Below are 26519 nucleotides of genomic sequence, written 5' to 3'. Positions count from 1 at the left end.
CCGAACCTCGAATGTTTCTGTTTCGACGGTCAGCCCCTAACATGCGCGGCGGATGTCGGGAACATAAAAATGAGGAGCTTGCATTTGTCAGTGCCCGGTTTTGCGGGCCGCTGCCTTTTCCAGTGCAGAAAAGCTGGCGTGGATCAGGATTGCCAGCACAGCGACGATCAATCCGCCCTGAAGGATGAAGGCGAGATTGTTGGATTGCAGGCCGGCGATGATCACCTCTCCGAGCGTGCGGGCCGCGACCGTGGAACCGATAGTTGCTGTTGAAAGGCTGATCACCGCCGAAAGCCTGATGCCTGCGAGGATCGCCGGAAGGGCAAGTGGCAGCTCCACTTTGACGAGCCGTTGCCAGCCGGTCATGCCGGCGCCCTTTGCGGCATCCATGACGGTTGGCGGCAGCGTGGTCAGCCCTGTCAGCGTATTTTCGAAAACCGGTAGAAGCGCATAGAGAAACAGCGCAATGAGCGTCGGTTTCTCGCCAAAACCGATCATCGGCACGGCAAGCGCCAGCACCGCCACCGGGGGAAAGGTCTGGCCGATATTGACGATGCTGCGCGATAGCGGCAGAAAATCCGCGCCGAAAGGGCGGGTGACGAGAACCGCAAGGGCCCCCGCCACCAGCGTGGCGAGCCCCGTTGCGATTGCGACAATGGTCAGATGCGACAGTGTCAGGGAAAGCAGATTGGCCTGCGTGTAGATCGCAGGCGCATTGGTCTGCACAAGAGGGCGGAATATCGGTGCGAAAACCTGCGGCGCCGCGAGAAAGGCGATTAGCGCCAGCACCAGAAGCCCGGGGGCGAAAAACGAAGCGGCATTTTTCATGGGGTTCCGGCAGCCCGCTGGAGCAGAACATCGCGCCGCACGATACCTGCGGGTTTGCCATCGTCTTTCAGCACCGGCAAGGTATCGCAGCCCGCCCACAACATTGCAGACAGGGCGTCGCGCTGGCTGGTATGTTCATTCAATGGCTCGCCTTCAGCGCTTCCCGGCTCGACGACGTCTGCAACCGACAGGACGGATAGCAGTTTCAGGGCGCGCTCGTTTTCGCCGATCATGGTGCGGACGAAATTCGTTGCCGGTTTCAGCACCAGCTCGGCCGGCGGGCAGTCCTGAACGATACGGCCCTTGTCCATGACGGCAATACGATCCGCCAGGTGAAAGGCCTCGTCCATATCATGCGTGACAAGAACGATGGTGACACCGAGCTTCTTCTGGATGTCGAGAAGATCGTTCTGGGCCTTGGCGCGGATAACCGGGTCCAGTGCACCGAAAGGTTCGTCCATCAGAAGAATGTTCGGTTCTGCTGCAAGCGCGCGCGCCACGCCGACACGCTGTTGCTGGCCGCCTGAAAGCTCATGCGGAAAGCGGTTGGCATAAAGCGCCGGATCCAGCTGGAAGAGCTGCATCAGCGCGTCGATTTTCGCATCGATGCGCTTGCGGTCCCAGCCGATGAGCTGCGGAACCGTCGCGATATTCTCCGCCACGGTGCGATGCGGAAACAACCCATGGCCCTGAATGGCGTAGCCGATCTGACGGCGCAGCTTGTAGCCCGGCATGGTGCTCACATCGTCTCCGTCGATGCGGATAGTGCCGGAGGTCGGCTCCACCAGCCGGTTTATCATGCGCAGCAGCGTGGTTTTTCCCGACCCGGAAGTGCCGACGATGACGGTGACGGTGCGCGGCGCCACAGTCAGGGAGACCTGGTCGACCACGACCGTATCGCCATATCGTTTCGTGATGGTGTCGATCTCGATCATGCCTTTTGCCTTCCGCCTGCGCTGAAGAGATTGCTGTCGATAAGGGCGTCGAGCGTAATCGCGGCGGCGAAGCCGAGCAGAACGGTCGGCACGGTGCCGAGCAGTACGAGGTCCATCGCGGTCTGCCCTATGCCCTGAAACACGAAAACGCCAAATCCACCGCCGCCGATCAGCGCTGCGATGGTCGTAAGACCAATATTCTGCACCAGCACGATACGGATGCCGGTGAGGATGACGGGCATGGCGAGTGGAAACTCCACCCGCAGCAGCCTTTGCAGAGGCGTCATGCCAAGCCCGCGCGCGGCTTCCCGCACTGCCTGCGAAACGCCGGACAGGCCGACCACCGTATTGGAGACAACGGGCAGCAGCGAATAGAGAAATAGCGCCACGAAGGCCGGCGCCATGCCGATGCCGGCGATGCCGATCTTCGCCGCACCCGGCACATTGGCTGCCATCCATCCGAGTGGCGCGATCAAAAGGCCGAAAAGCGCGATGGAGGGAATGGTCTGGACGATATTGAGAGCGTTCAGTACACCGGAGCGCAAACGCTCGATCTTGTAACAGAGAATGCCGAGCGGGATACCGGCGAGGGTGGCTGCAACCAGCGACCCGATGGCAAGTTCCACATGCCGCAGTGCTTCGGTCCAGAAGATATCTGCCCGGCCGGTATATTCCTTGATGATGGAGAGATCGTCCCAGAGGCCGCTTGTCAGGACCGCCGCAAGCGTCCCGGTTGCCACCAGCAACAGCAAAATCCGCAAAGTGGGTTTCGGCTGGAGACGTGCAATGCAATCGGCGGCAAGCAATGCAAGCCCTGCAAACATCAACCAGAAACCGCTGGCGGGCGAAACGCGGGCAAAACTGTTGCCCTCAGGTGTCAGCGCAGACGCCGCCTGCCCGACGAAGATCGCCAGTGCCGCGAGACCGACCAGCGCAGCGGCGAGTTTCAGGTGCGCTGGAAACCGGAAAAAGGCGATGAAGGCGGCGACAATAATGATGGCGACGAGGAGGGTAGCAACAGCAACCGGAAGCGCTTCGAAGATCGTTCGCGTTTCACCCTGAATGATACGGTTGGCTCGGAATGTCATGAAGGGGGACGCTGCAAGCGCGTAGAGAAGCAGGCACGAAATCAGCACGCCTACCTTGTCAGGCCATTTCGTCAAATTCCGCTCCCCCGGATCATAGGTTCGGACGGGATGGTGAACCTCACATGGTTTCCGATATCCCGCCCCAACGGTTCTCTGGCAATTACTTGAGGAAACCGTTTTTCGTCAGGAAGTCGGTCGCAACTGCCTTGGCCTGTTCGCCCCCCACCTGCACGCGGGCGTTCAGCTCCTGCAAGGTTGCCAGATCCAGCTTTTCGAAAACGGGTTTCAGCAATGTCTCGATATTGGGGTTCTTTTTCAGAACTTCCTCGCGAATGATCGGCGCAGGCTGGTAGACGGGCTGCACATGCTTGTCGTCCTCAAGCACGACAAGACCGGACGGCGCTATGCCACCATCGGTGCCATAGACCATGGCCGCATTGGCATTGTTCGTCTGGTTTGCGGCGGCAGCGATAGTGGCAGCCGTGTCGCCACCGGAAAGCGTGATCAGCTGATCCGGCTTCATGGTAAAGCCGTAGGTTGTCTGAAATGCCGGCAGGGCGGCTGCGGAATTGACGAATTCCGAGGATGCGGCAAGAACCACCTCACCGCCACCGGCAATGTATTTGCCGAAATCCGAAAGCGTCTTCAGATTGTTCTTGTCGGCAACATCCTTGCGCAGCGCGATCGCCCAGGTGTTGTTTGCGGGCGATGGTGTCAGCCAGACGATCTTGTTGGCGTCATAGTCGAGTGTCTTGGCTTCCTGATAAGCCTTGGCGGCATCTTTCCAGAGCGGGTCGTCCGCCTTGGAGAAGAAGAAGGCGGCGTTGCCTGTGTATTCCGGATAAATGTCGATCTCGCCAGCCGTGATCGCTTTTCTGACGACCGGGGTAGCGCCGAGCTGGATGCGATCCGTCGTCTCGATATTGTTCTTGTTCAGCACGGCGAGGATGATGTTGCCGAGAACGCCACCCTCCGTGTCGATCTTAGACGACACCACCACCTGCGCCTGAGCGAAGGAAACAGAAAGGGCAAGCGCAAATCCGGCGCCTGTCAACATCATCAAGCGGTTCATGAATAGTCCTCCGGTGGGTCAGCCTGTCCAACACGCGAAAAATCGCCGCCGCAATTGCGGAGAAACATGAACGGCCAGAGGAACAAATGGTTGCAACGCCATTGGCGTTTTTTACCTGTATGGCGAGGGCGCTGGCCCGGCTTAGATTTCGCCGTCCCGCTTGCGTGCATCCTTTCCCATGACGAGCGGCATGAGAACCGACAGGAACAGAAGTCGGAGAACGTGATGTGAGCCGACATAGGCGGTATCGGCATGCATCATCACGGCCATCGCCGCCATGGTTTCAAGACCGCCCGGCGAATAGGCGATCATCACCGCATTGAGCGGAACGCCTGTAATGTTGGAAATCATCCAGGCGATACTTCCAGCGATCACCATCACGGCGATGGTGACGACGAAACCTGCCAGAAAGCCTTTTCGCACATCCATCAGCGACACATTCGAAAAGCGCGTGCCAATGAGACAGCCGATCAGCACATAGACCGGCAGGCTGAGCCAGCTCGGAACGCCGCCCTCGGTAAGGCCGGTAATATGGGTGCCGATGGAAACCGCGACGCCGCCCAGCAGCAGGGCTGCGGGAAATCTCCAGCGAAGGAACAGCCATCCCATCGCAAGCGACGCGCCAATAGTCAGGGCCAGTGTCAACAGGCCCATCGGTGGATTGGCGATGAGCGGTTCCGTGCTGACGAGATCGAAATATTCAACAATCAGCGGCACGGAAAGCGTCAGCGCCAGCACTCGCACGCTTTGCACGATGCTGACGGTCGCAAGGTCGCTTTTTGTCTCGGCGCCGAGGCTGATGATATAGCTGAGGTGCCCGGGCGAAGCGCCCAGCATCGCCGTCGTCCTGTCGTAGCCGAAGCCGTAATGCAGGATCCAATAGGCGACATACAGCATGATGACGACTGCAACGAGCACGATGACGAAACTCAGTGGCCATGTCTTCGCGGCATCGATCACCGACGGCGTTACGCTCGTTCCCATCGAAATGCCGACCACAACGAAACAGGCGTTGCGGATGAAGGCGGGAATCCCAAGCTTCACGCCCGCCAGTCCCGTAATCGTCACGGCGAGCGCCGGACCGGACAGAAACGGCGCTGGAACGTTAAGGAGACTGGCAAGCAGCGCACCCATGCTGCCGACGAGCGCGGTAAGTGCAAATGTATGGAATTCAGGCTTGATGATCATTGCGACGCTGGCTGATTGCTTCAAAAAAGCTCGCGACCAAATGCGCCGCTTCGTCTCCTGGCGTCAACACGCTCGACCAAAAATATTGCATTTCCGAAGTATTCTATAAAATAAAAGCCCGTGACCTGTGGGCACGGGCTAGCGCAATTGTTGCTTGGGCAATGGGATGATCAGGCGGCCGGCAAGGCGGCGATCTTTGGCATTTCCGTGTCGATGCCGAGCAGGAAGTTGATCTGCGGCCGCGCCTTGACGAGATCGTCGATGGAATATTCCGCCAGCACATCGAAGAAGGCATTGAGCGCCTTGCGAAGCGCCGAGTTGAGGCCGCAGCTATCCACAAGCGGACATTCGACAGCACCGTCCTCGAAGCATTCCGCCATGGCAAAACTGTCTTCGGTCACCTTCACCACGTCAAACAGGCTGATTTTCTCAGCGGGTTTACCAAGACGCACGCCGCCGTTACGGCCGCGCACGGTTTCCACCAGACCGGCCTTGTTGAGCGGCTGCAGAATTTTGAAAAGGAACAGCTCAGATACGCCATAAGCCCTGGCGATCTCCGGAATGCGGCTCAACTTGCCTTCATTTGCGGCGCAATACATCAACATGCGAACGGCATAGTTGGTCTGTTTGGTCAAACGCATGCTGGTCTCCTAACTCTCAATGTGGAGTTATATAGTCTCTTTTTCAGTTTAGAACAATTCCAGAAACTGAAAAAACTGGCAGCCATCCGATATTTCTCGGACAGCCTTGTTGACCGCTTTGATGATTCATGAACAAACAAGTCAAGAATCTGAATGTAATGGAGGCATTCTTAATGGCAAGCTTGAAATCGTGTTTTTCCGCTGCCGTTTTTTCGGGTCTGACGATCCTCTGGGCCGCGCCCGCTGCTTTTGCGGACGGCGAGGTGAACGTCTATTCCTACCGGCAGCCCGAGTTGATCCAGCCGCTGCTCGATGCCTTCACGAAAGAAACGGGCATAGAGGCCAACGTTCTCTTCCTCGACAAGGGTCTGGTGGAGCGCATTCAGGCAGAAGGCGTCAATTCGCCGGCCGACGTGCTGTTGACGGTCGATATCGCCCGGCTTGTCGAGGCGAAAGAAGGCGGCGTCACACAGCCGGTGCTGAACGATCCCGTCATTGAAAAGGATATCCCGGCCAATCTGCGCGATCCGCAAGGCGAGTGGTTCGGCCTGACGACGCGTGGCCGCGTGGTATATGCCTCAAAGGAGCGGGTCACCCAGAAAGACATCACCTATGAAGAGCTTGCCGATCCGAAATGGAAGGGCAAAATCTGCATTCGCGACGGCCAGCATTCCTACAATATCGCGCTGATCGCCTCGATGATCGCCCATCATGGTGTCGATTATACCCGGACATGGCTGACCGGCCTTAAGAACAATCTTGCCCGCAAGCCTGATGGAACAGACCGCAGCCAGGCCAAATCGATCTTTTCCGGCGAATGCGATATCGCGCTAGGCAATACCTATTATGTCGGCCTGATGCTGACCAACGACCGCGAGCCGGAGGAAAAGGTCTGGGCGGGATCGGTGCGGGTGATCTTTCCCAATGCGGGCGATCGCGGAACGCATGTGAATATTTCCGGCATGGCGCTGACCAAATACGCACCCAACAAGGACAATGCGCTGAAGCTGATGGAATTCCTGGCATCGCGCGAGGCGCAGGAAATCTATGCCAAGCAGGTCTTCGAATACCCGGTGCTGCCCGGCGCGGAGCCTTCCGATGTCGTGAAGGGCTTCGGCCCCATCAATCCGGACAAGCTGCCACTGACGGATATTGCCGCCCACCGCAAACAGGCATCCGAGCTTGTGGACGAAGTGGGTTTCAACGACGGCCCGACCAATTGACGCCGTTTACACACCTGTGACCGGTTAGGATACCGGCGGGTCAATCGCCCGCCGGTTCATTGTTTAGAGACGCATTGCTTACTTCATCGTCGGCATGACGAATTCGGCACCCGATTTGATGCCGGACGGCCAACGCGAGGTGATCGTCTTGGTCTTCGTCCAGAACTTGATCGAATCCGTTCCATGCTGGTTGAGATCGCCGAAGCTCGAGGCCTTCCAGCCGCCGAAGGAGTGGTAGGCGAGCGGAACAGGGATCGGAACGTTGATGCCGATCATGCCGATATTGATGCGGCTGGCGAAGTCACGCGCAGCATCGCCGTCACGGGTGTAGATCGCAACACCGTTGCCGTACTCATGCTTCATCGGCAGTTCCAGCGCGTCTTCGTAGTTCTTGGCGCGAACGACGGAGAGAACAGGTCCGAAGATTTCCGTCTTATAGATGTCCATGTCAGGGGTGACGTGGTCGAACAGGCAGCCACCGACGAAATAGCCGTCTTCATAACCCTGGAGCTTGAAGTCGCGGCCATCGACCAGCAGCTTTGCGCCCTGCTCGACACCGCTGTCGATCAGACCCTTGACGCGCGTCTGGGCTTCCTTGGTAACGAGCGGGCCCATATCGGCCTTGTCGTCGGTGTAGGGGCCGATCTTCAGTGCTTCGATCTGCGGGATGAGCTTTTCAACGAGACGGTTGGCCGTTTCTTCGCCAACCGGAACCGCTACCGACACAGCCATGCAGCGTTCGCCGGCCGAACCGTAACCGGCGCCCATCAGGGCGTTCACGGCCTGATCGAGATCGGCATCAGGCATGATAATCATGTGGTTCTTCGCGCCGCCGAAGCACTGTGCGCGCTTGCCGTTCATGGCGGCAGTACCGTAGACGTAGCGGGCAATCGGCGTGGAACCGACGAAGGAAACTGCGCCAATATCCGGATCGGTCAGGATGGCGTCGACAGCGCCCTTGTCACCATTGACGACGTTGAGGATGCCGGCCGGAAGACCTGCCTCGATCATCAGTTCGGCAAGGCGGATCGGCAGGGACGGATCGCGCTCGGAAGGCTTGAGGATAAAGGCGTTGCCGCAGGCGATTGCCGGCGCAAACATCCACATTGGGATCATGCCGGGGAAGTTGAACGGCGTGATGCCCGCACCGATGCCGACCGGCTGGCGGATCGAATACATGTCAATGGCGGGACCTGCGCCCTCGGTGAACTCACCCTTCTGCAGATGCGGAATGCCGCAGACGAATTCGCAGACTTCGAGGCCGCGCACGATATCGCCCTTGGAATCTTCGACGGTCTTTCCGTGCTCGCTGGAGAGCAGCACCGCCAGCTCATTCATGTCGCGGTTCAGAAGTTCGACGAACTTGAAGAAAACGCGGGCGCGGCGCTGCGGGTTGGTGGCGGCCCACTTCGGCTGTGCCGCTTTTGCGCTTTCCACGGCAGCGCGCAGCTCGGCGTCGCTGGCAAGCGCGACAGTCGCCTGCACTTCGCCGGTTGCCGGGTTGTAGACGTTAGATGTGCGGCCACTTGTGCCGGACACATGCTTGCCGTTGATGAAATGACCGATTTCCCTCATGGGGCTTTCCTCCGCGATTTTTTGATGGGTGCAGCATTGCACTTGAATTTGTACAAATCAATGAACTCAGATAAGAAACCGTTGTGCGTAAATTGAAGCAAGGCGAGCATTTTGAGGGTAGCGGCGGATTTCCGACACCCACACGTTCGCCGGTCAACAGAAGGTCAGAAGCTTGATGAGCGATGAACCGGTCGTGCGGATGGCTGAAATCGAAATCGATCCAACCCAGCTGGATGCCTATCGCAGACTGCTTGCAGAAGAGATCGAAGCTTCGGTTAGCCTGGAAATTGGTGTGCTTGCATTAAATGCGGTGGCAATTAAAGGCAGTCCGGAAAAGATTCGCATCCTCGAAGTCTACGCGGACCGGGCGGCATATGAAGCGCATCTGCAAACGCCGCATTTTCTGAAATACAAAGAGGGTGTGGCAGGAATGGTGACGTCGCTGACCTTGCTTGACGTCGAACCCATAATGCTGCGCAGCAAACCATGAATTGGGATGACGTCCGCATCTTCCTCGCCGTTGCCCGCTCCGGGCAGATCCTTGCCGCATCGAAACGGCTCGGACTCAACCACGCAACGCTTTCGCGGCGATTGACGTCGCTGGAGCAGGCACTGAAGACCCAATTATTTATCCGCCGGACGAACGGTTGCGAACTGACCGAAGAAGGTCAGCTGTTTTTGGGCGCCGCCGAGCGCATGGAAACCGAAATGCTGAATGCGCAGGCAAATCTCGGTCGTGTCGATACGGCAGTGGCGGGAACGGTGCGCATCGGCGCGCCCGATGGTCTCGGGGTTTCTTTTCTTGCGCCACGGCTTGGCCGGCTGACCGCGCGTTATCCCGACCTGAAAATCCAGCTCGTGCCGGTGCCGCGCTCCTTTTCCCTGTCGCAGCGAGAGGCCGATATCGCCATCACCATCGAGCGGCCGGAACAGGGTAGGCTGATGTTTTCCAAGCTCACCGACTATTCGCTGGGGCTTTACGCATCAAAGTCCTATCTCTCCGAATATGGAACGCCGGCGGATGTGGAAACACTCAAGCGCCATCGGCGCATCGGCTACGTCGAGGATCTGATCTTCTCGCCTTCTCTGAACTATACCGGCGAGATCATGCGCGACTGGGACGCCGCCTTTGAAATATCCAGCGCCACCGGTCAGACCGAGGCGGTGCGCTCGGGCGCCGGTATCGGCATCCTGCATAATTACATTGCCGGACAATATCCCGAACTTCTGCGGATCATGCCGCATATGAGCATAAGCCGGTCCTATTGGACGGCCTATCACGAATCCGCCCGTCAGTTGGTCCGCGTGCGCACGGTGGTCGATTTTCTCCAGGAACTCGTTGCCGAAGAGAAGCGCATGTTCGCGTGACATCGAAATTGCCGATTTATTAGTACTATTAATACGCGAGTCCTCCCGCTTCGGGCTTGACAAACGAGGGCTGGCTGAACGACCAATGCAGCCATTGGGAGAGAACGGAACCTGACATGCCGAATATATTACGAAAGCTTTCGCCGACTGGCCTCGGCGTGGCCGTCATGCTGCTTGGAATGCTGCTTTTCGCGTTGAACGACGCTATGGGAAAATGGCTGGTTTCGACCTACAGCCAGGGGCAGGTGATCCTCATCCGCAGCGTCGCTGCCCTTGTCATTCTGGTTCCGATCGTGTGGAAAGGCGGTCTTTCCGGCCTCATGAAAATCGAGCGACCGTCTCTTCAGGTGGCGCGCGTATTCTTCTCCACCGCCGAGCTTTTCTGTTTCTATTTCGCAGTCGCTGCCCTGCCGCTGGCAGACGTGATGACCTACTGGCTCGCCGCCCCCATTTATGTGGCGGCTCTATCGCCGTTTCTCCTGGGAGAAAAGGTCGGCTGGCGTCGCTGGACGGCCATCGCCATTGGTTTCGTCGGTGTTCTCATTGCCTTGCAGCCAAGCTCGGCAAGCCTTACCTCGGCCGCACTGTTTTCCATTCTCGGCAGCGCCGCCTTCGCCTTCATGATGTTGTCCGGACGCCAGCTACGCAACACGCCCGATACGGTACTCGCTTTCTGGCAGATCATCGGTGCGGGGCTTGCGGGCCTCGTTGCGGTGTTCGTCACGCCGTCTGGCTGGTTGCCGGTCCAGTCCGGTTTCGATCTCGCTTTCCTCGGCCTGCTCGGCGTGGTCGCCATGGCAGCGCATGTGCTGGTCAACCGCGCTCTGAAGCTCGCGGACGCCGCGACCGTCGCGCCGCTGCAATACACATTGCTGCTCTGGGCGGTGGTCTTTGGCTGGCTGTTCTTTGGTGATGTGCCGCAGACCAGTATCGTCGTCGGTGCGGGCCTGATCGTTCTTTCCGGCCTTTATATTTTCTTCCGTGAAAATACGCTCAAACGCGGTCGCGAAAAGGTGGATATACTGGCTGCGGACTAGACATTTCCTCTGTTTACCCGTGATGTTGCCGCCGAAATCGTCACGGGACTTGACGAAGAGGTGATCTTCGAGGAGTAAGAGAAGGTCCTGCGATCATATGTCTCGCAAGGGCAGAGGAAACAAAGGTGCCGGGCCCCTCTGGCGAGAGTTTTACGGCGCTCTCGTGATGTCGGTACCGCCTGCAAAAATTGGCCGGCGGATTAAAAACTATGAAAAACCTGAATGTGCTTCGCGCGCGTGCTTTCTGCGTGCGGCCCGACGTCCTGCGTCGTTCCGCAATCGCTCTCGTTACCGGAGGTAACCGGACATGAGCGCTGCCCAGAAAACCACACTTTCCTACTTCAAGTGGGCTTTTATCGTCACCATCGTCGGTCTGATCCTTGGCGGCTATCTCGGCTGGGAAATGACCGGAACTGTCAGTGGAACAGCGACGATATTCTTCATTTGTGCGGTGCTTGCCGTGCTGGAAATTTCGCTTTCCTTCGACAACGCCATCGTCAATGCCAACAAGCTGAAAGAGATGACGCCAGTCTGGCAGCATCGCTTCCTGACCTGGGGTATTCTGATTGCCGTTTTCGGCATGCGTATCGTCTTCCCGCTACTGATCGTGGTCGTTGCCGCCAATGTCGGCCCCTGGACGGCGCTCGTCATGGCGGCCACGCAGCCGGAACGTTATGCAGAAATCATGCGTGACGCCCATCTGCCGATCGCTGCTTTCGGCGGTACCTTCCTGATGATGGTCGGTCTCAACTTCTTCTTCGACCATGAAAAGGACGTGCACTGGGTGCGCTGGATCGAGGAAAAGGCTGCGGTCTATTCCTCCGTCAAGGGTATCGAGATCGCCTTCGTGCTGGTCGTCATGCTGGCCTTCTCTCGTATCATCGGCGCCAGCGACAATCCGGAGCTTGGTCCGGTTGCGGCCAACACCTTTTTCCATGCGGCAATCTGGGGTCTTTTGACCTTCCTGCTGGTGGAAGTCGTCGGCGGTATTCTCGATCGTAGCCAGGAAGTGCTCGAAGGCGCTGCAAAAGGCGGCTTCGGTGCGTTTCTCTATCTCGAAGTGCTCGATGCAAGCTTCTCCTTCGATGGCGTCATCGGTGCTTTTGCGCTGACGCAGAACCTGTTCATCATCGCCATCGGCCTCGGCATCGGCGCCATGTACGTGCGCTCGATGACGATCATGCTGGTGGAAAAGGGAACGCTTGCCGAATACCGCTATCTGGAACACGGCGCTTTCTACGCGATCCTCATCCTGTCCGTCATCATGTACGTGCAGACGATGTTCCACATTCCGGAGGTCATTACCGGCCTTGGTGGCGCGACCCTGATCGGCATTTCGCTCTGGTCGTCGATCCGACATAACCGGCGGCACAATGCAGATGCGACCGATGCCGCACGTGGTGCGGAAATCTGATCCATCCCGATCCCAGCCTTCCGCTGTTACGGCGGAAGGCAGTTTTTAAGCACTGAATTGCTGATTGCCTGTTTTTGTTGCTATTTTCGCCTTGCGGAAAATTTGAACATAACATCGGAATTATACCCCAAGCACCTGTTTTTACTCGTATTTGTGCACTGCAGTAAAACTGGCACGCTTCCTGCATCTCATCTTGCAAGTCCAGAGGGGACATTAAAGGCCCGACAAACGGGTTTAAACAACACCGCCGCGCCGCGCGATCTTTTATGGTCTGTGAAGGCGCGGCGGTTCTGTTTGTGCGGTATGCTTCTTGAGTTTTCCGCTCCGTTGAATGAAAACGGTGGGATAACGACTGGAAGGTTACCGGTTTGCCTGCAGAACTTTCGCCTACGGAGGCCTTGGGGCTTTGGCATCGCGTATCTGCTGCGCAGGTCACGGCCGATGCGCCGGATTTGACCTTGCGCCAGACTACAATCCTGCTGCAGATATACCTCGTGCCGCCGCCACATACAGTCCGGGGCCTCGCCGCCTTGCTGGGCGTGACCAAACCGGTCATCACCCGCGCACTCGACAGTCTGGGGGCGCTCGGGCTGGTTGACAGGGTGCGGGACGAACGGGACAAGCGCAATGTCGTGATAAAACGCACCGTGGCAGGTGCGCTCTATCTGGAAAAATTCGGCGATCTGATTATTGATCAGGCACGCAAGATCTAACCTCTGGATGTGAAACCATGATGCTCGACCGCCGCCTGAATGTCTTCCGCTCCGATCTGGCCGATGAGAAACTGCAAGGCGTGGTTCAGGCCGAGCGTTTCGTCAGCGGTTCGCCCGCCCAGATCGCGGTGCCGGTTATTGGCCTGCGGCCAACGCCTGACCTTGCCGCCGGCATCGATACGGAGCTGCTGTTTGGTGAAACCGTGCGCATTTTCGACCGGGCGAATGGCTGGGCCTGGGTGCAGGCGGATGCTGACGGTTATGCCGGTTACGTGCCGGAGACGGCAATCGGCGATGTCGTTGCCGTTACCCACCAGGTGGTTGCGCCACGCACCTTCCTCTATCCTTCCGCCGAATTGCGCAAACCGCCGGTCGCAGCCATTTCCATGGGCAGCATGGTCCGGATCGTTGGTGAGGCCGAGACACGCGGCACCCGCTATCTGCTGACCGAAAAAGGCGAAGGCATAATCGCTGCCCATTGCCGACCAGTCGATGCCGCTCTCGAAGAGGACTATGTTGCGGTGGCCTTGCGCTTTATCGAGACACCTTATCTCTGGGGCGGCCGCTCCGGCTTCGGCATCGATTGCTCGGGCCTCGTGCAATTGTCTATGGCGATGACGGGCCGACGGGTTCTGCGCGATACAGACATGCAGGTGAAATCGCTCGGCGTGGAAATAGAACGCGATGAATTGCGCCGCGGCGATCTGGTTTTCTGGAAGGGCCATGTCGGGCTCATGGAAAACGAAGAGACGCTGCTGCATGCCAATGGCCACACGATGAATGTTGCACGCGAAAATCTCAATGAGGCCATCGAGCGCATCGGCTGGCTTTACGAAAAGCCGACGGCTTTCCGGCGTCTGGAAGGCTGAGGCGGCGGCTTCACGAAATTGTGCCTGCCTCGCCCTTTGTGCGACTACAGCCGAAAGCCTACATCGGTTGAATGATGGTACGGGACCGGCATCGATGAACACAAAAATGGCAACACGATTGGCAGCGATCCTGGCAGCGGTTTTAATGAGCGCTTCCGCGCAGGCGCAGACCGTTTTTCAGAATGGTTTTGCTCCGGCTCCAGATGCCTATGCGAACCTGCCGGGTGTCAAGGACCCGCGAACGCTACAGCCCAAGGTGCGTTACAATTGCCATAGCGAACTTGGTGTAACTGGATATGCCCGCGGCCCATACCGGGATGTTTTCGGTAGCCGCGGTCTGCCGGTTCAGGGCTATCGCTGCACTGATGAGAACGGCATCTCCAGCTTCGGTGGCAGAAATCCTATCTCCAAGGACTGGTATCCCGGCATCAATCCAGTCGACCCGACCTTCTGAAGTAATATGACTTAAAGCGGCGTTTGCGCCGCCCGCACTCTGGACTTGTTGTTGCTTTTTCAGATAAATCTTTGACATGACAGGTTGATAATACCTGCCGAGGTGCGGGGTGACGTCGGCCCTGCCGATGTTCTGGGCCGATGCTGGGGAATGCAAGCATGACGAAGACCGATATAGCAACCCGTGTCCACAATCACACCTGGAAACTCGATCCGATCGTCCGCAGCCTGATCGATACGGATTTCTACAAGCTGCTGATGTTGCAGATGATCTGGAAACTCTATCCGGAAGTCGACGCGACGTTTTCGCTCATCAACCGCACGAAGACGGTGCGGTTGGCGGAAGAGATCGACGAGATGGAACTGCGCGAGCAGCTCGATCACGCGCGTACCCTGCGCCTCTCCAAGAAGGAGAACATCTGGCTTGCGGGTAACACCTTCTACGGCCGCTCGCAAATCTTCGAGCCGGAATTCCTCTCCTGGCTTTCGAGCTACCAGCTGCCGGAATACGAGCTTTTCAAGCGAGACGGGCAATATGAGCTGAATTTCCACGGCCGCTGGATGGATACGACACTCTGGGAAATCCCGGCGCTGGCGATCATCAATGAGCTACGCTCGCGCAGCGCAATGCGCTCGCTTGGTTATTTCACGCTGGATGTTCTCTACGCCCGCGCAAAGGCCAAGATGTGGGAAAAGGTCGAACGGTTGCGGGAACTGCCGGGCCTGCGTATTTCCGATTTCGGCACCCGCCGCCGCCACAGTTTTCTGTGGCAGCGCTGGTGCGTCGAGGCGCTGAAGGAAGGCATTGGCCCTGCCTTCACCGGCACGAGCAACGTCCTTCTCGCCATGGATTCCGACCTTGAGGCGGTCGGCACCAACGCGCATGAATTGCCGATGGTGGTTGCGGCGCTGGCGCAAACCAACGAGGAACTGGCCGCAGCACCCTATCAGGTTCTGAAGGACTGGAACCGGCTTTACGGCGGCAACCTGCTGATCGTGCTGCCCGATGCTTTTGGCACGGCGGCCTTTCTGCGCAACGCGCCGGAATGGGTGGCGGACTGGACGGGCTTCCGTCCCGACAGCGCGCCGCCGATCGAAGGCGGGGAAAAGATTATCGAGTGGTGGCAGAAGATGGGCCGTGACCCCCGCAAGAAGATGCTGATTTTCTCAGATGGTCTCGATGTCGATGCCATCGTTGATACATACAGGCATTTCGAAGGTCGGGTGCGCATGAGCTTCGGCTGGGGCACCAATCTGACCAATGATTTCGCCGGTTGCGCGCCGAAGACCATCGCCAGCTTGAAGCCGATTTCCATTGTCTGCAAGGTCAGCGACGCCAATGGTCGGCCAGCCGTGAAACTCTCCGATAATCCGCAAAAAGCGACAGGCGAACGGTCCGAGGTGGAGCGTTATCTGAAGTTCTTTGGTGAGGAAGATCTCAAGGAACAGAAGGTTCTGGTTTGATTAAGGCCGGGCGCTCCGCTTAACGAAGCGCCCGTGGGCAAGTCAGATCAACCGTGGTACCGATTTACTTCGCAAACTGGTGTGTGATGTAATGGAAGAGTGCTCTGATACCTTGAGCCTCGCCGCCGATCGATGAATGGTGCCTTTCGCTCAAGGACCAGCCGTAAATATCGAAATGTGCCCATTTTTTCGTATTGGTGACGAAACGCTTCAGGAACAAAGCGGCGGTGATCGATCCTGCCATGCCGCCTGATGGCGCGTTGGTGATATCGGCCGCGCGTGAGCGGATATCCTTGTCGTACCCCATGTAGAGTGGCATGCGCCACAGGGGATCGTCGGTATCGATGCTGGCTTCCGCGATATCGTGGGCCAGATCGTCGTCATCGGTATAGAAGGGCGGCAGATCCGGGCCGAGAGCAACGCGGGCGGCACCCGTGAGCGTTGCCATGTCAATCATCAGGTCCGGCGCATCCTCGTCTGCATAGGCCAGCGCATCGGCCAGAACGAGACGGCCTTCTGCATCCGTATTGTCGATCTGTACCGTCAGGCCCTTGCGGCTCCTGTAGATGTCACCGGGACGGAAGGCGTTGGCGGAAATGGAGTTTTCGACGGCGGGCACGAGGACGCGAAGATTGACCGGCAGTTTCGCGTCCATGATCATCAGCGCGAGACCGAGAACATTGGCCGCACCACCCATGTCCTTCTTCATCAGCGCCATGGAGGCGGCTGGCTTGATATCGAGACCACCAGTATCGAAGCAGACACCCTTGCCAACGAGGGTCAGGCGGGGATTTCCCTTCTTGCCCCAGTTCATTTCCAGAAGGCGCGGTGCGCTTTCGCTGGCGCGGCCGACGGCGTGGATGAGCGGGAAGTTTTCCTTCAGCAGATCGTCGCCGGTAATGACGCCCACCTTTGCCTTGTAGTGTGCGGCAAGGCTGCGGAAGGCGATCTCAAGCTCGTCCGGTCCCATATCGTTGGCCGGAACATTGATGAGATCGCGAGCGAGGAAGACGCCGGCCAGAACGCGCTTGATCTCGCCATCTTCGGCATCCTGCGGAATGAGAAGCTTGGCCCCGCTGGTTTTGGTTGTCTTGTATTTGTCGAAGCGGTAGCTGCCGAGGCCGAAACCGAGAGCCAGCCGATTGGCCGTCAATGGCGCGGTTTCAATATGCCACTCGCCTTCGGGCAGCTCGCGGGCCAGTTTTCCGGTTATGAACGGGATTTCTGAGGGATTGCCGCCAAGGCCGAGAAGAACGCCACCCAGCGAACCATCGGAAGAGGGAACAAGCAATACGGCGCCTGCTTCGGCCTTGAAACCCGCTTTTTTCGCCCAGTCCAGAGCAACAGGATCGATGGCACCCTGTTCGATATGGGCTGGCGTCACGGCGAAAACCGGCAGGGTGCTGCCAGCCTTGGAGCTGAAAGGTGTCGGGCGTTCGATGAACTGATAGGGCGCCATGGTCTGCTTTCGTAACTGTCGAGAATCGGTGCGATTAACGCTCTGTTAGGGTTAACAGATTATTGCTTAAGCGAAAGTTGCGTCATGTGAGTCTGTCGTATGTCGGGCGCAAGATCGATAATTCTTGGGCGGGAGCACTGCCATGACTGCTTTTTCTTTGAGCGAGACAGGTCGGACAGGCTTACTGCGGGGAGCATGTCTCGCAGCGCTGGTTTTCGCCGTTTCCGGATGCGCGAGTACCAACAAGCCGGATCGCATGTCCACCGGCTCCATTCCTGCGGCCACACGCTCCTATGACCACATGAACATGGACCAGCTCCGGCAGGCGGAAGAGACGGCCGGCAAGGCCTATGAACGCAGCCCCAAGGACAGGTCCGTCGGCATGAATTATGCCAACGTGCTGATGATGACCGGCAAGAACACGCAGGCGCTCGCGGTCATGCAGCAGATCGCCATCGCCAATCCGGCCGACCGCGAGGTGCTTGCCGCCTATGGCAAGGCGCAGGCAGCATCAGGCCAGCTCGAACAGGCCCTTTCAACCATCCAGAGAGCACAGACGCCTGATCGTCCAGACTGGCGGCTGTATTCTGCCGAAGGTGCCGTGCTCGACCAGCTTGGCAGGTCGAACGATGCCCGCACCAAATACAGGCAGGCACTCGATCTCAAACCGAACGATCCAAGCGTGCTCTCGAACCTTGGCATGTCCTATGTCCTGTCGAGCGATCCCCGTACCGCCGAGACATATCTGCAATCGGCCATCGCCCAGCCGGGCGCCGACAGCCGCGTTCGCCAGAATCTCGCGCTCGTGGTGGGTCTTCAGGGACGGTTTGCCGAGGCTGAGCGCATCGCGGTTCAGGAACTTTCGCCACAGCAGGCGCAGGCAAATCTCGGTTATCTGCGTGCAATGCTGTCGCAGCAGAATTCCTGGCAGCAACTGGCGAAGAAGGACAACAAGCCAGCAGGCTGATGCGGGTTCAGGCACGTCCATCAACACCAGATCGCAGATAATATTCAAAGCTCCGCCTCATCACTCGCTACCGCCTACAGTGCGGGCGCGTTTAGCGTGTCAGAACGTATCGGCGACGCGAATGCCGGCTGGTCCGAGAATGACTGCGATGAGCACCGGCAGGAAAAATATGATCATCGGCACGGTCAGCTTTGGCGGCAGGGCGGCGGCCTTCTTTTCGGCTTCGTTCATCCGCTCGTCGCGGCCTTCCTGGGCCAGAACGCGCAACGCCTGAGCCAATGGCGTGCCGTATCGTTCCGCCTGGATAAGCGCTTGCACCACGCTTTTGACGCCGTCCAGCTGCGTGCGCATGCCAAAATTCTCAAGTGCGATGCGCCGGTCCTGAAGGAAGGAGAGCTCCGCTGTCGTCAGCATCATTTCCTCCGCCAGTTCGGGCGACTGCTCACCCATTTCTTCCGCAACACGACGCATGGCGGCCTCCATGGACACACCGGATTCGATGCAGATCAGCATCAGATCCAGCGCATCCGGCCAAGCGCGCCTGATCGAGGCCTGCCGCTTGTTCATGGCGTTGGAAACATAGATATTGGGTGCGTAAAAACCCAGATAACCGAAAATGAGCACTGCCATCAGCCGGACGACGAAAGCCTTATCGGCGAGGTTTCCGAGAACGAAAACCCAGGTAAAGGCCAGGGCCAGAAAAACGAATGGCAGCACAAACCGGGCGGCAAGAAATGTGTTGAGCGCATTCTGTGAACGAAAACCCGCAGCGCGCAGCTTGTTCATCGTGTTCTTGTCGGCAAGCGCTTCCTGAAGGTTGAATTTTTCGACGATGCGGCGCGCCGATTTATTATTATTGCCACGCAGGGAGGCCTTCCCGTCCCTGGTGGCGGCGGCCAGGCGCTCACGCTCGCGGCTGCGAATGAGATCGCGCTCCGATGACACGGCTTTCATGCGCTTGGCGAAGTCTTTTCGCTCGAAGAGCGGCATGATGAGCGTATAGAGGGTTGCGAAAACCGCAAGGGTGACGAGAATGGCAATGATCGTTTGCGGGTCCGTCAGGCTGGAAAAGAGGCTTCCTGTCATGGTCGTGCCCTCATATGTCGAAATTGATCATTTGGCGCATGATGAAAATCCCGATCAGCATCCACAATCCGGACACCCCCAGAATGATGTGCCCACGCATGTCGGTGAAGAGCACCGACAGATAGTCGGGCGAGGTGAAATGCACCAGCAGCATGACGATGAAAGGCAGCGCGCCAATAATAACTGCCGAGGCCTTCGCCTCCATCGATAACGCGTTGACTTTGGCACGCATTTTCCTGCGTTCACGCAGAACTTTCGAAAGGTTGGAAAGAGCCTCCGAAAGATTGCCGCCCGCCTGCGCCTGAATGTTGATGACGGTGCTGAAGAAGCTAACTTCGAAAAGCGGCACGGTCAGCATCATGCGCTCGATCCCCTGCGGAATGCCGATGCCGACCTGCTGCGCATCGACGACGCGCTGGAACTCCGTCTTCACCGGTTCCTGTCCGTCCGACGCGATCAGTCGCACGGCGTCGTTGAGCGGCAATCCGGATTTGATCGACCGGCACATGACATCCAGCGCATTTGGGAATTCCTCGAGGAATTTTTTCTGCCGGCGCTTGAGTATAAATCCCAATACCCATCTCGGCAGTCCCAAGGCCACGACGGCTCCTATGAGCAGAGCGATAAGCAACGACAGGCCATAAAGAAGCGCAATGACGACGGAGAAAGCAGCCGCGCCTGCGCTCAGAAGGTGGAACTGCCGGACAGAGAGTTGCAGTCCCGCCTGAACCAGCTTTTCGCGCAAACCGACATTCTTTGCTTTCTTCGCCTTTTCGCTTTGTTTCTTTTCCATTTCCCGCAGGCTGTCCTGCATGGACTTGCGGCGTTTGCCAAGTTCCTGGACCCGGTCCCGCGCGGCCTTGATGTTTGCGTGATCCGTTTCGGCGGCCTTGACCCGCTTGACGCGACTGGTGGTCTTTTTCTCGACCTCGATCTGCTGGAAGAGGAAGGCATAAGCAAGCGCCCCTGCCGAAATAGCGACAAGTGCGGCCAGTAACAGGATTGTGGGGTCCATGGCAGTCGCCTTCCTTAGAGCATTTCCAGTAAAATTGCGTCGTGGTTTTCCGTCCGGAAAATGCGTAGAAACAAAGTGTTAGAGCACGTCAGACGATTCCGTTTAAACAAGACTTGCTCTAGGATGTCTTTTCCATCTCGTCGAGCGCGGTGGCCAGGCGTTTTTCCTCGCCATAGTAGCGCGCGCGATCCCAGAAATGGGGTTTGCTGATGCCCGTGGAGACGTGCTTGCCGATCAGCTTGCCATGCGCGTCTTCACCGTCTATTTCGTATCGCATCAGATCCTGGGTCACGATGACGTCGCCTTCCATGCCGATCACTTCGGTGATCTGCGTTATCCGGCGTGAGCCGTCGCGAAGGCGCTGGGCCTGAATGACGATGTCGATAGAGCCCGAGATGATTTCGCGTACCGTCTTTGCCGGTAGGGTAAACCCGCCCATGGCGATCATCGATTCGATACGGCTGAGGCATTCCCGCGGCGTATTGGCGTGGAGCGTTCCCATCGATCCGTCATGGCCGGTGTTCATCGCCTGAAGAAGGTCGAAAACCTCCGGTCCACGCACTTCGCCGACGATGATACGTTCAGGCCGCATACGAAGGCAGTTCTTGATCAGATCACGCATGGTGATCTCGCCTTCACCTTCGATATTCGGCGGGCGCGTTTCCAGCCTCACCACATGCGGTTGCTGCAGTTGCAGTTCGGCGGTGTCCTCACAGGTGATGACGCGTTCATCCTTGTCGATGAAGCTCGTCAGGCAATTGAGAAGCGTGGTCTTGCCCGAGCCGGTACCACCAGAGATGACGACATTGCAGCGGACGCGGCCGATGATCTTGAGCAGGGTCGCGCCTTCAGGCGTGATCGCGCCGAAACGCACCAGCTGGTCTAGCGTGAGCTTGTCCTTCTTGAATTTTCGGATCGTAAGCGCCGGACCATCGATGGCGAGCGGTGGTGCGATGACGTTGACACGCGATCCATCGGGTAAGCGGGCGTCGCATATCGGGCTCGATTCGTCCACGCGTCGGCCCACCTGGCTGACGATGCGCTGGCAGATGGAAAGCAATTGGCCATTGTCACGGAACCGTATGTCGGATTCGATGGTCTTGCCGCCGACTTCGATGAAGGTCTGGCCGGAACCGTTGACCATGATATCCGCAATATCATCGCGTGCGAGAAGCGGCTCCAGCGGCCCATAACCAAGAACGTCGTTGCAAATGTCTTCGAGCAGCTCTTCCTGCTCGGCGATGGACATGGCGAAATTCTTGATCGTGATGATGTCGTTGACGATATCACGAATTTCCTCGCGTGCGCTCTCCGCGTCGAGCTTGGCGAGTTGCGAAAGGTCGATCGTATCGATGAGCGCGGAAAAGACCTGGGCCTTGGTATTGTAATAATCTTCCGTGCGGGCACGCTTTTTCTGCGGCGATTGCATGGGAGATTGTGCCTGCCGCGTTGCAGGCGATTGGCCGGGCTCCAAAGTGTCGATCGCCAGAGATCGCGGCTCAGGTGTTGCCTTCACCTGCTGTATGGCAGGCGCGACAAAATCCGGCTTTATGGTTCTGGCTGGGCCTTCTGGCCCGCGTTTTCCGAACATTGGCGTTTCCGTCTAAAGGCCCAGAAAGGGAGCCTATTTGCGCTTGAGAATATTCTTGAGCTTGTCCAGACCGCCGCGCTTGTTTTTGCGCAGAATGGTACGGCCTGTAATGGTATGGGCAATTTGCGAGAACGTTTCCGCGATCTGGGATTTTTCGTCCATCTCGCTGATCATGCGACCGCTGTTGGCGGCATTTCCGAACAGCTGGGTGTCGAACGGAATGATGGCGACCGGCTCGATTTCCAGTGGGTCGAGAAAATCCGCAGGGGCGATCTCCGGGCGTTTCGGCATGCCGACCTGATTGAGAACGAGATGCGGTAACTTGTCGTTGGGTCTCAGTTTTATCAGCGCGTCGAACAGGTTCTTCGTATTGCGCAGGTTTGCGAGATCCGGAACCGCCGTAATGACCACCTCGTCGGCTTCCGCAAGCACCGCCCGCGTCCAGTCACACCATTGATGGGGAAGGTCGAGAACGGCGACGGGCGCACTGCGCTGCAGGACCTCAAGAATCGGCAGAAACGCCTGACGATCGAAATCATAGGTCCTGTCGAGGAGAGAGGGTGCGGCCAAAAGTGAGAGGTGGTCGGAACATTTCGTTAGCAGACGGTCGAGGAACACCTCGTCCAGCCGTTCCGGCGAAAACACCGCTTCCGCCATGCCCTGAGCGGGATCCTGATCGAAATCGATGTTGGCCGTGCCATAGGCAAGATCCATATCCGCCAGAATGGTTTCGGTGGAGAAGAGGGTAGAGATGCCGAAGGCGCAATTATGCGCGATCGTCGACGAGCCCACCCCGCCTTTGGCACCGATAAAGGCTATGTTGCGACCGAGCGGCTCCGCTTCCGGATCAACGAAGATCGTCGCGATCGAGGCCAATAGATCGGCCATGTTGATCGGTGCGACGAGATATTCGGAAATGCCGTTGCGGATGAGATCGCGATAAAGCGTTATGTCGTTGTGCCGGCCAACGATGATGACACGGGTGGTGGGGTCGCAGACCTCCGCCAGAGGAGCGAGATCATCCAGCAGACAAGACGGTGAGCTTGCTGTTTCAAGAACGATGAGGTTGGGCGTTGGTGAGGCGGAAAACATCGTCGCCGCCGCGTTGATGTCGCCCTTGGTTACCCGCAGGGTGACCTTGCTCATCCGCCTGTCACTGGACAAGGCATCCATCACGCGCTGCATGTTTTCGCTGACGCAGAAGGCATGGACGGATATGCGGGGCAGGGGCCGCAGGCGATCCATATCCGAGGCACGCGGCGCCGACTGTTCGGCTTCCGCGTCGCCGCTTGACTTGATATCGTATTCTACAGCGCTCATCGTCTTTCCTGCCCTGACAATTGTTGGAACCGCGTCAATTTGGCGTCGCCGTGTTTTTGCCGCTGCGATAGGCGTCAATCACCACTGCTCGGCGCTCCGCGTCGATCGGACTCATTCCACGCGGGCCAACCAGATCCATGGGGTTGGCAACCTGTGCCGCGAGATTGCTCTGGGAGGCACATCCGAAATTGTACCAGTTCTTGTTGGCAAAGGTATTGTCGGAAAGGTCTTCGGGCCATTGGCCGCATTGCCCGGTCATGGCGGTAACGGCCACATAACTCAGTCGAATGGGGGCGGCGTCGCCATTCGGGGATGCAGCGTAACGTGTTTCCATGATCTTGCCAGAAGGCACACCAGCGCCGGAAAGCGCGGAGCGGATTTGTCTCGCCATTTTTGAAGCCGCTGCCGAGTTGGCTGATCCCGATGGCATCTGGATATTGACGATACCGGTCGACATCGAGGCGTAATTCTGGGCGAAACCACGGACATTATCCGCCATTGCCGTGGTCAGCCGGCTATCGCGTGCTGATACCGGAATATCCAGCGAATGCTCGGCTTCCGACAGGGTGATCGGATGGCGCGTGCGGTAGTCGTCAGGAATGGCGTTGGTCGTCATGGGGTCGCGTGCGCAACCCTGCAACAGGCCGGCGGCAAGCGCTACCATGGCGACGAGACCTGCCCGTCTGCCCGGCAGGCTTGAGGAAAAGGAGGAAGGGTTTTCCTGCATGGCGTTTCCTGCCCGTACCGGGCTTGCTGTGAAAAGGGGATTTCGTGCGCGTGTCGTCATTTGTAGATGAACCCCACTGATCCCTGATAGGGAGCCGCCTGAACCTGGTCCTTGCGGCCATAGACCTTGTTGACACGGTTCATGAAATACATGGCCGCATCGTTTTCCGGGTTGAAGTTGTCATCCGGCCGGGCGATCTGGTTGCGCGCAACCGGACGTACCAGATAGGGCGTTGCTATGATGACAAGCTCCGTCTCGTTGCGGATGAAATCCTTGCTGCGGAAAAGCGTGCCGAAGATCGGGACTTTGGAAATGCCGGGAAGTCCAGACATGGCCTGGCGAATATTGTCCTGGACCAGACCTGCGATCACAATCGAGCCGCCGGATGGAAGTTCGACTGTTGTCGAGGTTTCACGTTTGCGGATCGACATGTAGGTGGAGCCTGGGATCGTGCGGCCCGCATTTCCGGTTACAACGTTGCCTTCATATGTCGGCTCGGAAACATTGGTCTCGATTTTAAGGCTGATCCGTCCCGGTGAAAGCACGACGGGCCTGAAGTTCAACGTGATGCCGTAGTCGACCGTGTTGGTGGTACGCGTTATGGTTGGCTGGCCCGTTTCCTTGTCGATGGTAACTTCCTGCTCTGCAGGCAGACGGAAATCGCCCCCCACGTAGAACTTGGCCTGTTCGCCGGAGATGGCGGTAAGACTTGGTTCGGCCAGAGTGCGCACGACACCCGCCTGTTCCATGGCGTTGAGATAGGAAGCAAAGTTGAGCGAGCCGGAGCCAATCGCGCCACTGGCTATTCGCGACGCACCGCTAATTGCATTTCCGAGATTGGACGGATTTGAAAATTCGAAACCGTTATTGCTTGTCGAGCTGCTGATGGAACCATTGAAGCCAAGCTGTTTCAGCACCTGCCGGCTAACTTCAGCAACGGTGACTTTCAGCGTCACCTGATCTTCGCCCTCAATCGTCAGCATATTGACGATCTGCGATGTCTGGCGGTTTTCGGCAAATATAGCCGCGTCACCGCCATTGTCACCGCCCGTCAGCGATATGTTGCGGGTGGTGGCTTCGCCGCCTTTCAGAAATGCTTCGGCAAGCTGGACAGCGCGTGCCGAATCCTGAGGTGTGCGCACTGACCCAGTGAGAACGATGTTGTCCGAAACGATCTCTACCTTGATGTCCGATTCGGGAATGAAACGGCGGATATTGGCTTCAAGCCCGGAGATATCGCGCTCGACCTCAAGATCAAGACTGACGATTTCGCGCCCGCCATCTCCGAAAATGAAGATATTGGTCTGGCCCACCGTTTTTCCGAACAGGTAGATGCGCTTGGACGTGCGCGTTACGGCATCTGCAAGGCTCGGATCGGCGACGAGAATATCATGGGCATCCTCCGGCAGATCGATGACCAGTGCCTTGTTGAGACCGAGCTTCAGGCGCTTGCGAATGCCACTACCGCTTTCGGTGATCCGCACGATGCTCGCGCTTTGAGCCTCGGCTTCGCTGATACGCAAAAACGCGGGTGAGTGCTGACCCGGAATACCTGAAAAAGCCAAGCAAAATGCAAGGCTGCCCGCCATTGAGGAATGCAGGTGTTGTTTAATGCGCTTTGCCATGGAACCCCCGGTCATTGCGATGCTCCCTGTCCGGCTTTGACGATCGAACCGGATTTGATCACCTGAATCTCCGGCTGCCCGGAGCCGCCGTTGAGAAGGTAACCTGCTGAAAGCGTGTCGTTTTCCTGCGCATCGGCGACTGAGCGCAAAGCAAGCGTAAGGCGATCCGCCATCTGTTGCGCCACGGTGATGATTTTGGCCTGTTCGGGTGTGAGTTCGAGCGTTGCGGTTGCACCCACGACGGCTGAGGTGCCGTCCTCGCCTTCCTTGATCTGCTGGTCGATCGCCAGAACACGGACATTGTTCAAAACATTTTCAGTTAAAAAATGACCTGAATCGCCCTTGCGGACCATGATGACATCGACTCGGTCATTCGGCAGCACGAAACCGCCAGCACCTGTTGAGACGGAAATTTCCGTGGCGACGGCGCGTTTGCCGGCCGGCAAAAGCGAGGACATGATGCGGGTGCTGGAATCGACCACTTTTTCAGGCCTTACAGGCTCGCCCTGAAACAAAGGCAGCCGCACGACAGCGCCGGATAGTTCGGTTATGGCGTTCGGGTTTTTCGCTTCCGTTATGAAGCTGTCGATGACGTTACCAGTGGGCCAGGGCGTCCAGTGTACTGAACTATCGTTCAGGCGGCTGCCAACGGGTAGGTTGACCGAGGAAACGAGAACGTTAACCGTCGGTTCCTTCTCTATGATCGTTTCCGCTTTTTCGATGACCTGCTTCGCGCCGGAAATCTGCATGGCAACGATGCCGGCAAGACCGGCGGCGACCAGGGCAACGGACAGAATGACGATACGCGACGGTTTCATGCTCGATCCTTGAGGGAATCAGATTCTTCTCCCGTCAGGATGG

General features: G+C 57.8%; 25 protein-coding genes. 10 read left to right on the top strand and 15 right to left on the bottom strand.

Translation table 11 applies throughout. The features are described from left to right. Positions 1–87 precede the first annotated feature (87 nt). The 6 genes from T18_RS08180 to rirA form a co-directional block, all read right to left on the bottom strand. Positions 88–828 carry an ABC transporter permease gene (locus T18_RS08180; protein WP_019564507.1) on the bottom strand — a complete coding sequence of 247 codons (741 nt, stop codon included), beginning with the start codon at positions 826–828 and terminating at the stop codon, positions 88–90. Then, positions 825–1763 carry an ABC transporter ATP-binding protein gene (locus T18_RS08175; RefSeq protein WP_003514521.1) on the bottom strand — a complete coding sequence of 313 codons (939 nt, stop codon included), beginning with the start codon at positions 1761–1763 and terminating at the stop codon, positions 825–827. Before T18_RS08175 ends, T18_RS08180 begins: the two co-directional genes overlap by 4 nt. Beyond that, positions 1760–2926, bottom strand: a complete 1167-nt coding sequence (locus tag T18_RS08170) for an ABC transporter permease (protein WP_038489464.1) — start codon at positions 2924–2926, stop codon at positions 1760–1762. Before T18_RS08170 ends, T18_RS08175 begins: the two co-directional genes overlap by 4 nt. 85 nt (positions 2927–3011) lie before the next feature. Then, positions 3012–3923 (bottom strand): ABC transporter substrate-binding protein, encoded by a 912-nt coding sequence (locus tag T18_RS08165; protein WP_013635286.1) that lies wholly within the window; start codon positions 3921–3923, stop codon positions 3012–3014. A gap of 141 nt (positions 3924–4064) precedes the next feature. Then, positions 4065–5111 carry an AbrB family transcriptional regulator gene (locus T18_RS08160; RefSeq protein ID WP_038489467.1) on the bottom strand — a complete coding sequence of 349 codons (1047 nt, stop codon included), beginning with the start codon at positions 5109–5111 and terminating at the stop codon, positions 4065–4067. A 170-nt stretch (positions 5112–5281) separates the two neighbouring features. Continuing rightward, on the bottom strand, positions 5282–5752 hold the full coding sequence (rirA, locus tag T18_RS08155) for an iron-responsive transcriptional regulator RirA (RefSeq protein ID WP_003514531.1): 471 nt from the start codon (positions 5750–5752) through the stop codon (positions 5282–5284). A 173-nt stretch (positions 5753–5925) separates the two neighbouring features. Between rirA and T18_RS08150 the strand changes: the two genes are divergently transcribed. Beyond that, complete coding sequence (locus T18_RS08150; RefSeq protein WP_019564505.1) at positions 5926–6975, top strand: Fe(3+) ABC transporter substrate-binding protein; 1050 nt, start codon at positions 5926–5928, stop codon at positions 6973–6975. Positions 6976–7053: 78 nt separating this feature from the next. Here the strand turns inward: T18_RS08150 and T18_RS08145 are convergent, their stop codons facing one another. Beyond that, the gene (locus T18_RS08145; RefSeq protein WP_003514535.1) at positions 7054–8550 is read right to left on the bottom strand and encodes a CoA-acylating methylmalonate-semialdehyde dehydrogenase; all 1497 of its coding nucleotides are present in this window, start codon (positions 8548–8550) and stop codon (positions 7054–7056) included. A 175-nt stretch (positions 8551–8725) separates the two neighbouring features. Between T18_RS08145 and T18_RS08140 the strand changes: the two genes are divergently transcribed. The 8 genes from T18_RS08140 (at position 8726) to pncB (ending at position 15868) form a co-directional block, all read left to right on the top strand. Further along, a complete protein-coding gene (locus T18_RS08140) occupies positions 8726–9040 on the top strand; it encodes a putative quinol monooxygenase (RefSeq protein WP_013635289.1) in 315 nt (104 codons plus the stop codon). Next, positions 9037–9918, top strand: coding sequence for a LysR family transcriptional regulator (locus T18_RS08135; RefSeq protein ID WP_003514539.1), 882 nt, complete (start codon positions 9037–9039; stop codon positions 9916–9918). The genes T18_RS08140 and T18_RS08135 overlap by 4 nt, the downstream gene beginning before the upstream one ends. A gap of 116 nt (positions 9919–10034) precedes the next feature. Continuing rightward, a complete protein-coding gene (locus T18_RS08130; protein ID WP_003514540.1) occupies positions 10035–10955 on the top strand; it encodes a DMT family transporter in 921 nt (306 codons plus the stop codon). A 307-nt stretch (positions 10956–11262) separates the two neighbouring features. Then, positions 11263–12369 (top strand): DUF475 domain-containing protein, encoded by a 1107-nt coding sequence (locus T18_RS08125; RefSeq protein ID WP_003514542.1) that lies wholly within the window; start codon positions 11263–11265, stop codon positions 12367–12369. 368 nt (positions 12370–12737) lie between these two features. Next, positions 12738–13082 carry a MarR family winged helix-turn-helix transcriptional regulator gene (locus tag T18_RS08120; protein WP_003514544.1) on the top strand — a complete coding sequence of 115 codons (345 nt, stop codon included), beginning with the start codon at positions 12738–12740 and terminating at the stop codon, positions 13080–13082. Between the two features lie 17 nt (positions 13083–13099). Continuing rightward, positions 13100–13951 carry a C40 family peptidase gene (locus tag T18_RS08115; RefSeq protein ID WP_013635290.1) on the top strand — a complete coding sequence of 284 codons (852 nt, stop codon included), beginning with the start codon at positions 13100–13102 and terminating at the stop codon, positions 13949–13951. Positions 13952–14045: 94 nt separating this feature from the next. Next, complete coding sequence (locus T18_RS08110) at positions 14046–14405, top strand: hypothetical protein (RefSeq protein ID WP_035251992.1); 360 nt, start codon at positions 14046–14048, stop codon at positions 14403–14405. Between the two features lie 158 nt (positions 14406–14563). After that, the gene (gene pncB / locus T18_RS08105) at positions 14564–15868 is read left to right on the top strand and encodes a nicotinate phosphoribosyltransferase (RefSeq protein WP_003514549.1); all 1305 of its coding nucleotides are present in this window, start codon (positions 14564–14566) and stop codon (positions 15866–15868) included. Between the two features lie 64 nt (positions 15869–15932). Here pncB and T18_RS08100 read toward each other — a convergent pair whose 3' ends face one another. Next, positions 15933–17327 carry a leucyl aminopeptidase gene (locus tag T18_RS08100; protein WP_013635292.1) on the bottom strand — a complete coding sequence of 465 codons (1395 nt, stop codon included), beginning with the start codon at positions 17325–17327 and terminating at the stop codon, positions 15933–15935. A 142-nt stretch (positions 17328–17469) separates the two neighbouring features. Between T18_RS08100 and T18_RS08095 the strand changes: the two genes are divergently transcribed. After that, positions 17470–18294: a tetratricopeptide repeat protein gene (locus T18_RS08095; protein ID WP_038489475.1), complete on the top strand. Its 825-nt coding sequence runs from the start codon at positions 17470–17472 to the stop codon at positions 18292–18294. A gap of 99 nt (positions 18295–18393) precedes the next feature. Here the strand turns inward: T18_RS08095 and T18_RS08090 are convergent, their stop codons facing one another. The 7 genes from T18_RS08090 to cpaB form a co-directional block, all read right to left on the bottom strand. Further along, complete coding sequence (locus T18_RS08090; RefSeq protein ID WP_013635294.1) at positions 18394–19380, bottom strand: type II secretion system F family protein; 987 nt, start codon at positions 19378–19380, stop codon at positions 18394–18396. 10 nt (positions 19381–19390) lie between these two features. Further along, a complete protein-coding gene (locus T18_RS08085; protein ID WP_013635295.1) occupies positions 19391–20395 on the bottom strand; it encodes a type II secretion system F family protein in 1005 nt (334 codons plus the stop codon). Positions 20396–20513: 118 nt separating this feature from the next. Then, positions 20514–21986, bottom strand: a complete 1473-nt coding sequence (locus T18_RS08080) for a CpaF family protein (protein WP_038489480.1) — start codon at positions 21984–21986, stop codon at positions 20514–20516. Between the two features lie 33 nt (positions 21987–22019). Beyond that, complete coding sequence (locus tag T18_RS08075; protein WP_038489483.1) at positions 22020–23306, bottom strand: AAA family ATPase; 1287 nt, start codon at positions 23304–23306, stop codon at positions 22020–22022. A gap of 34 nt (positions 23307–23340) precedes the next feature. Next, positions 23341–24033, bottom strand: coding sequence for a CpaD family pilus assembly protein (locus tag T18_RS08070; RefSeq protein WP_038489486.1), 693 nt, complete (start codon positions 24031–24033; stop codon positions 23341–23343). A gap of 56 nt (positions 24034–24089) precedes the next feature. Then, positions 24090–25673 carry a type II and III secretion system protein family protein gene (locus T18_RS08065; protein ID WP_038489489.1) on the bottom strand — a complete coding sequence of 528 codons (1584 nt, stop codon included), beginning with the start codon at positions 25671–25673 and terminating at the stop codon, positions 24090–24092. Next, positions 25670–26476, bottom strand: a complete 807-nt coding sequence (cpaB, locus tag T18_RS08060; RefSeq protein ID WP_003514566.1) for a Flp pilus assembly protein CpaB — start codon at positions 26474–26476, stop codon at positions 25670–25672. The genes T18_RS08065 and cpaB overlap by 4 nt, the downstream gene beginning before the upstream one ends. Positions 26477–26519: the final 43 nt, after the last annotated feature.

Origin of the sequence: Rhizobium sp. TBD182 (assembly GCF_001950375.1) — a bacterium.
Taxonomy (GTDB): domain Bacteria; phylum Pseudomonadota; class Alphaproteobacteria; order Rhizobiales; family Rhizobiaceae; genus Agrobacterium; species Agrobacterium tumefaciens.
Note: the sequence above shows the minus strand (reverse complement) of the source record. Positions and strands in the feature narration are given on the sequence as shown.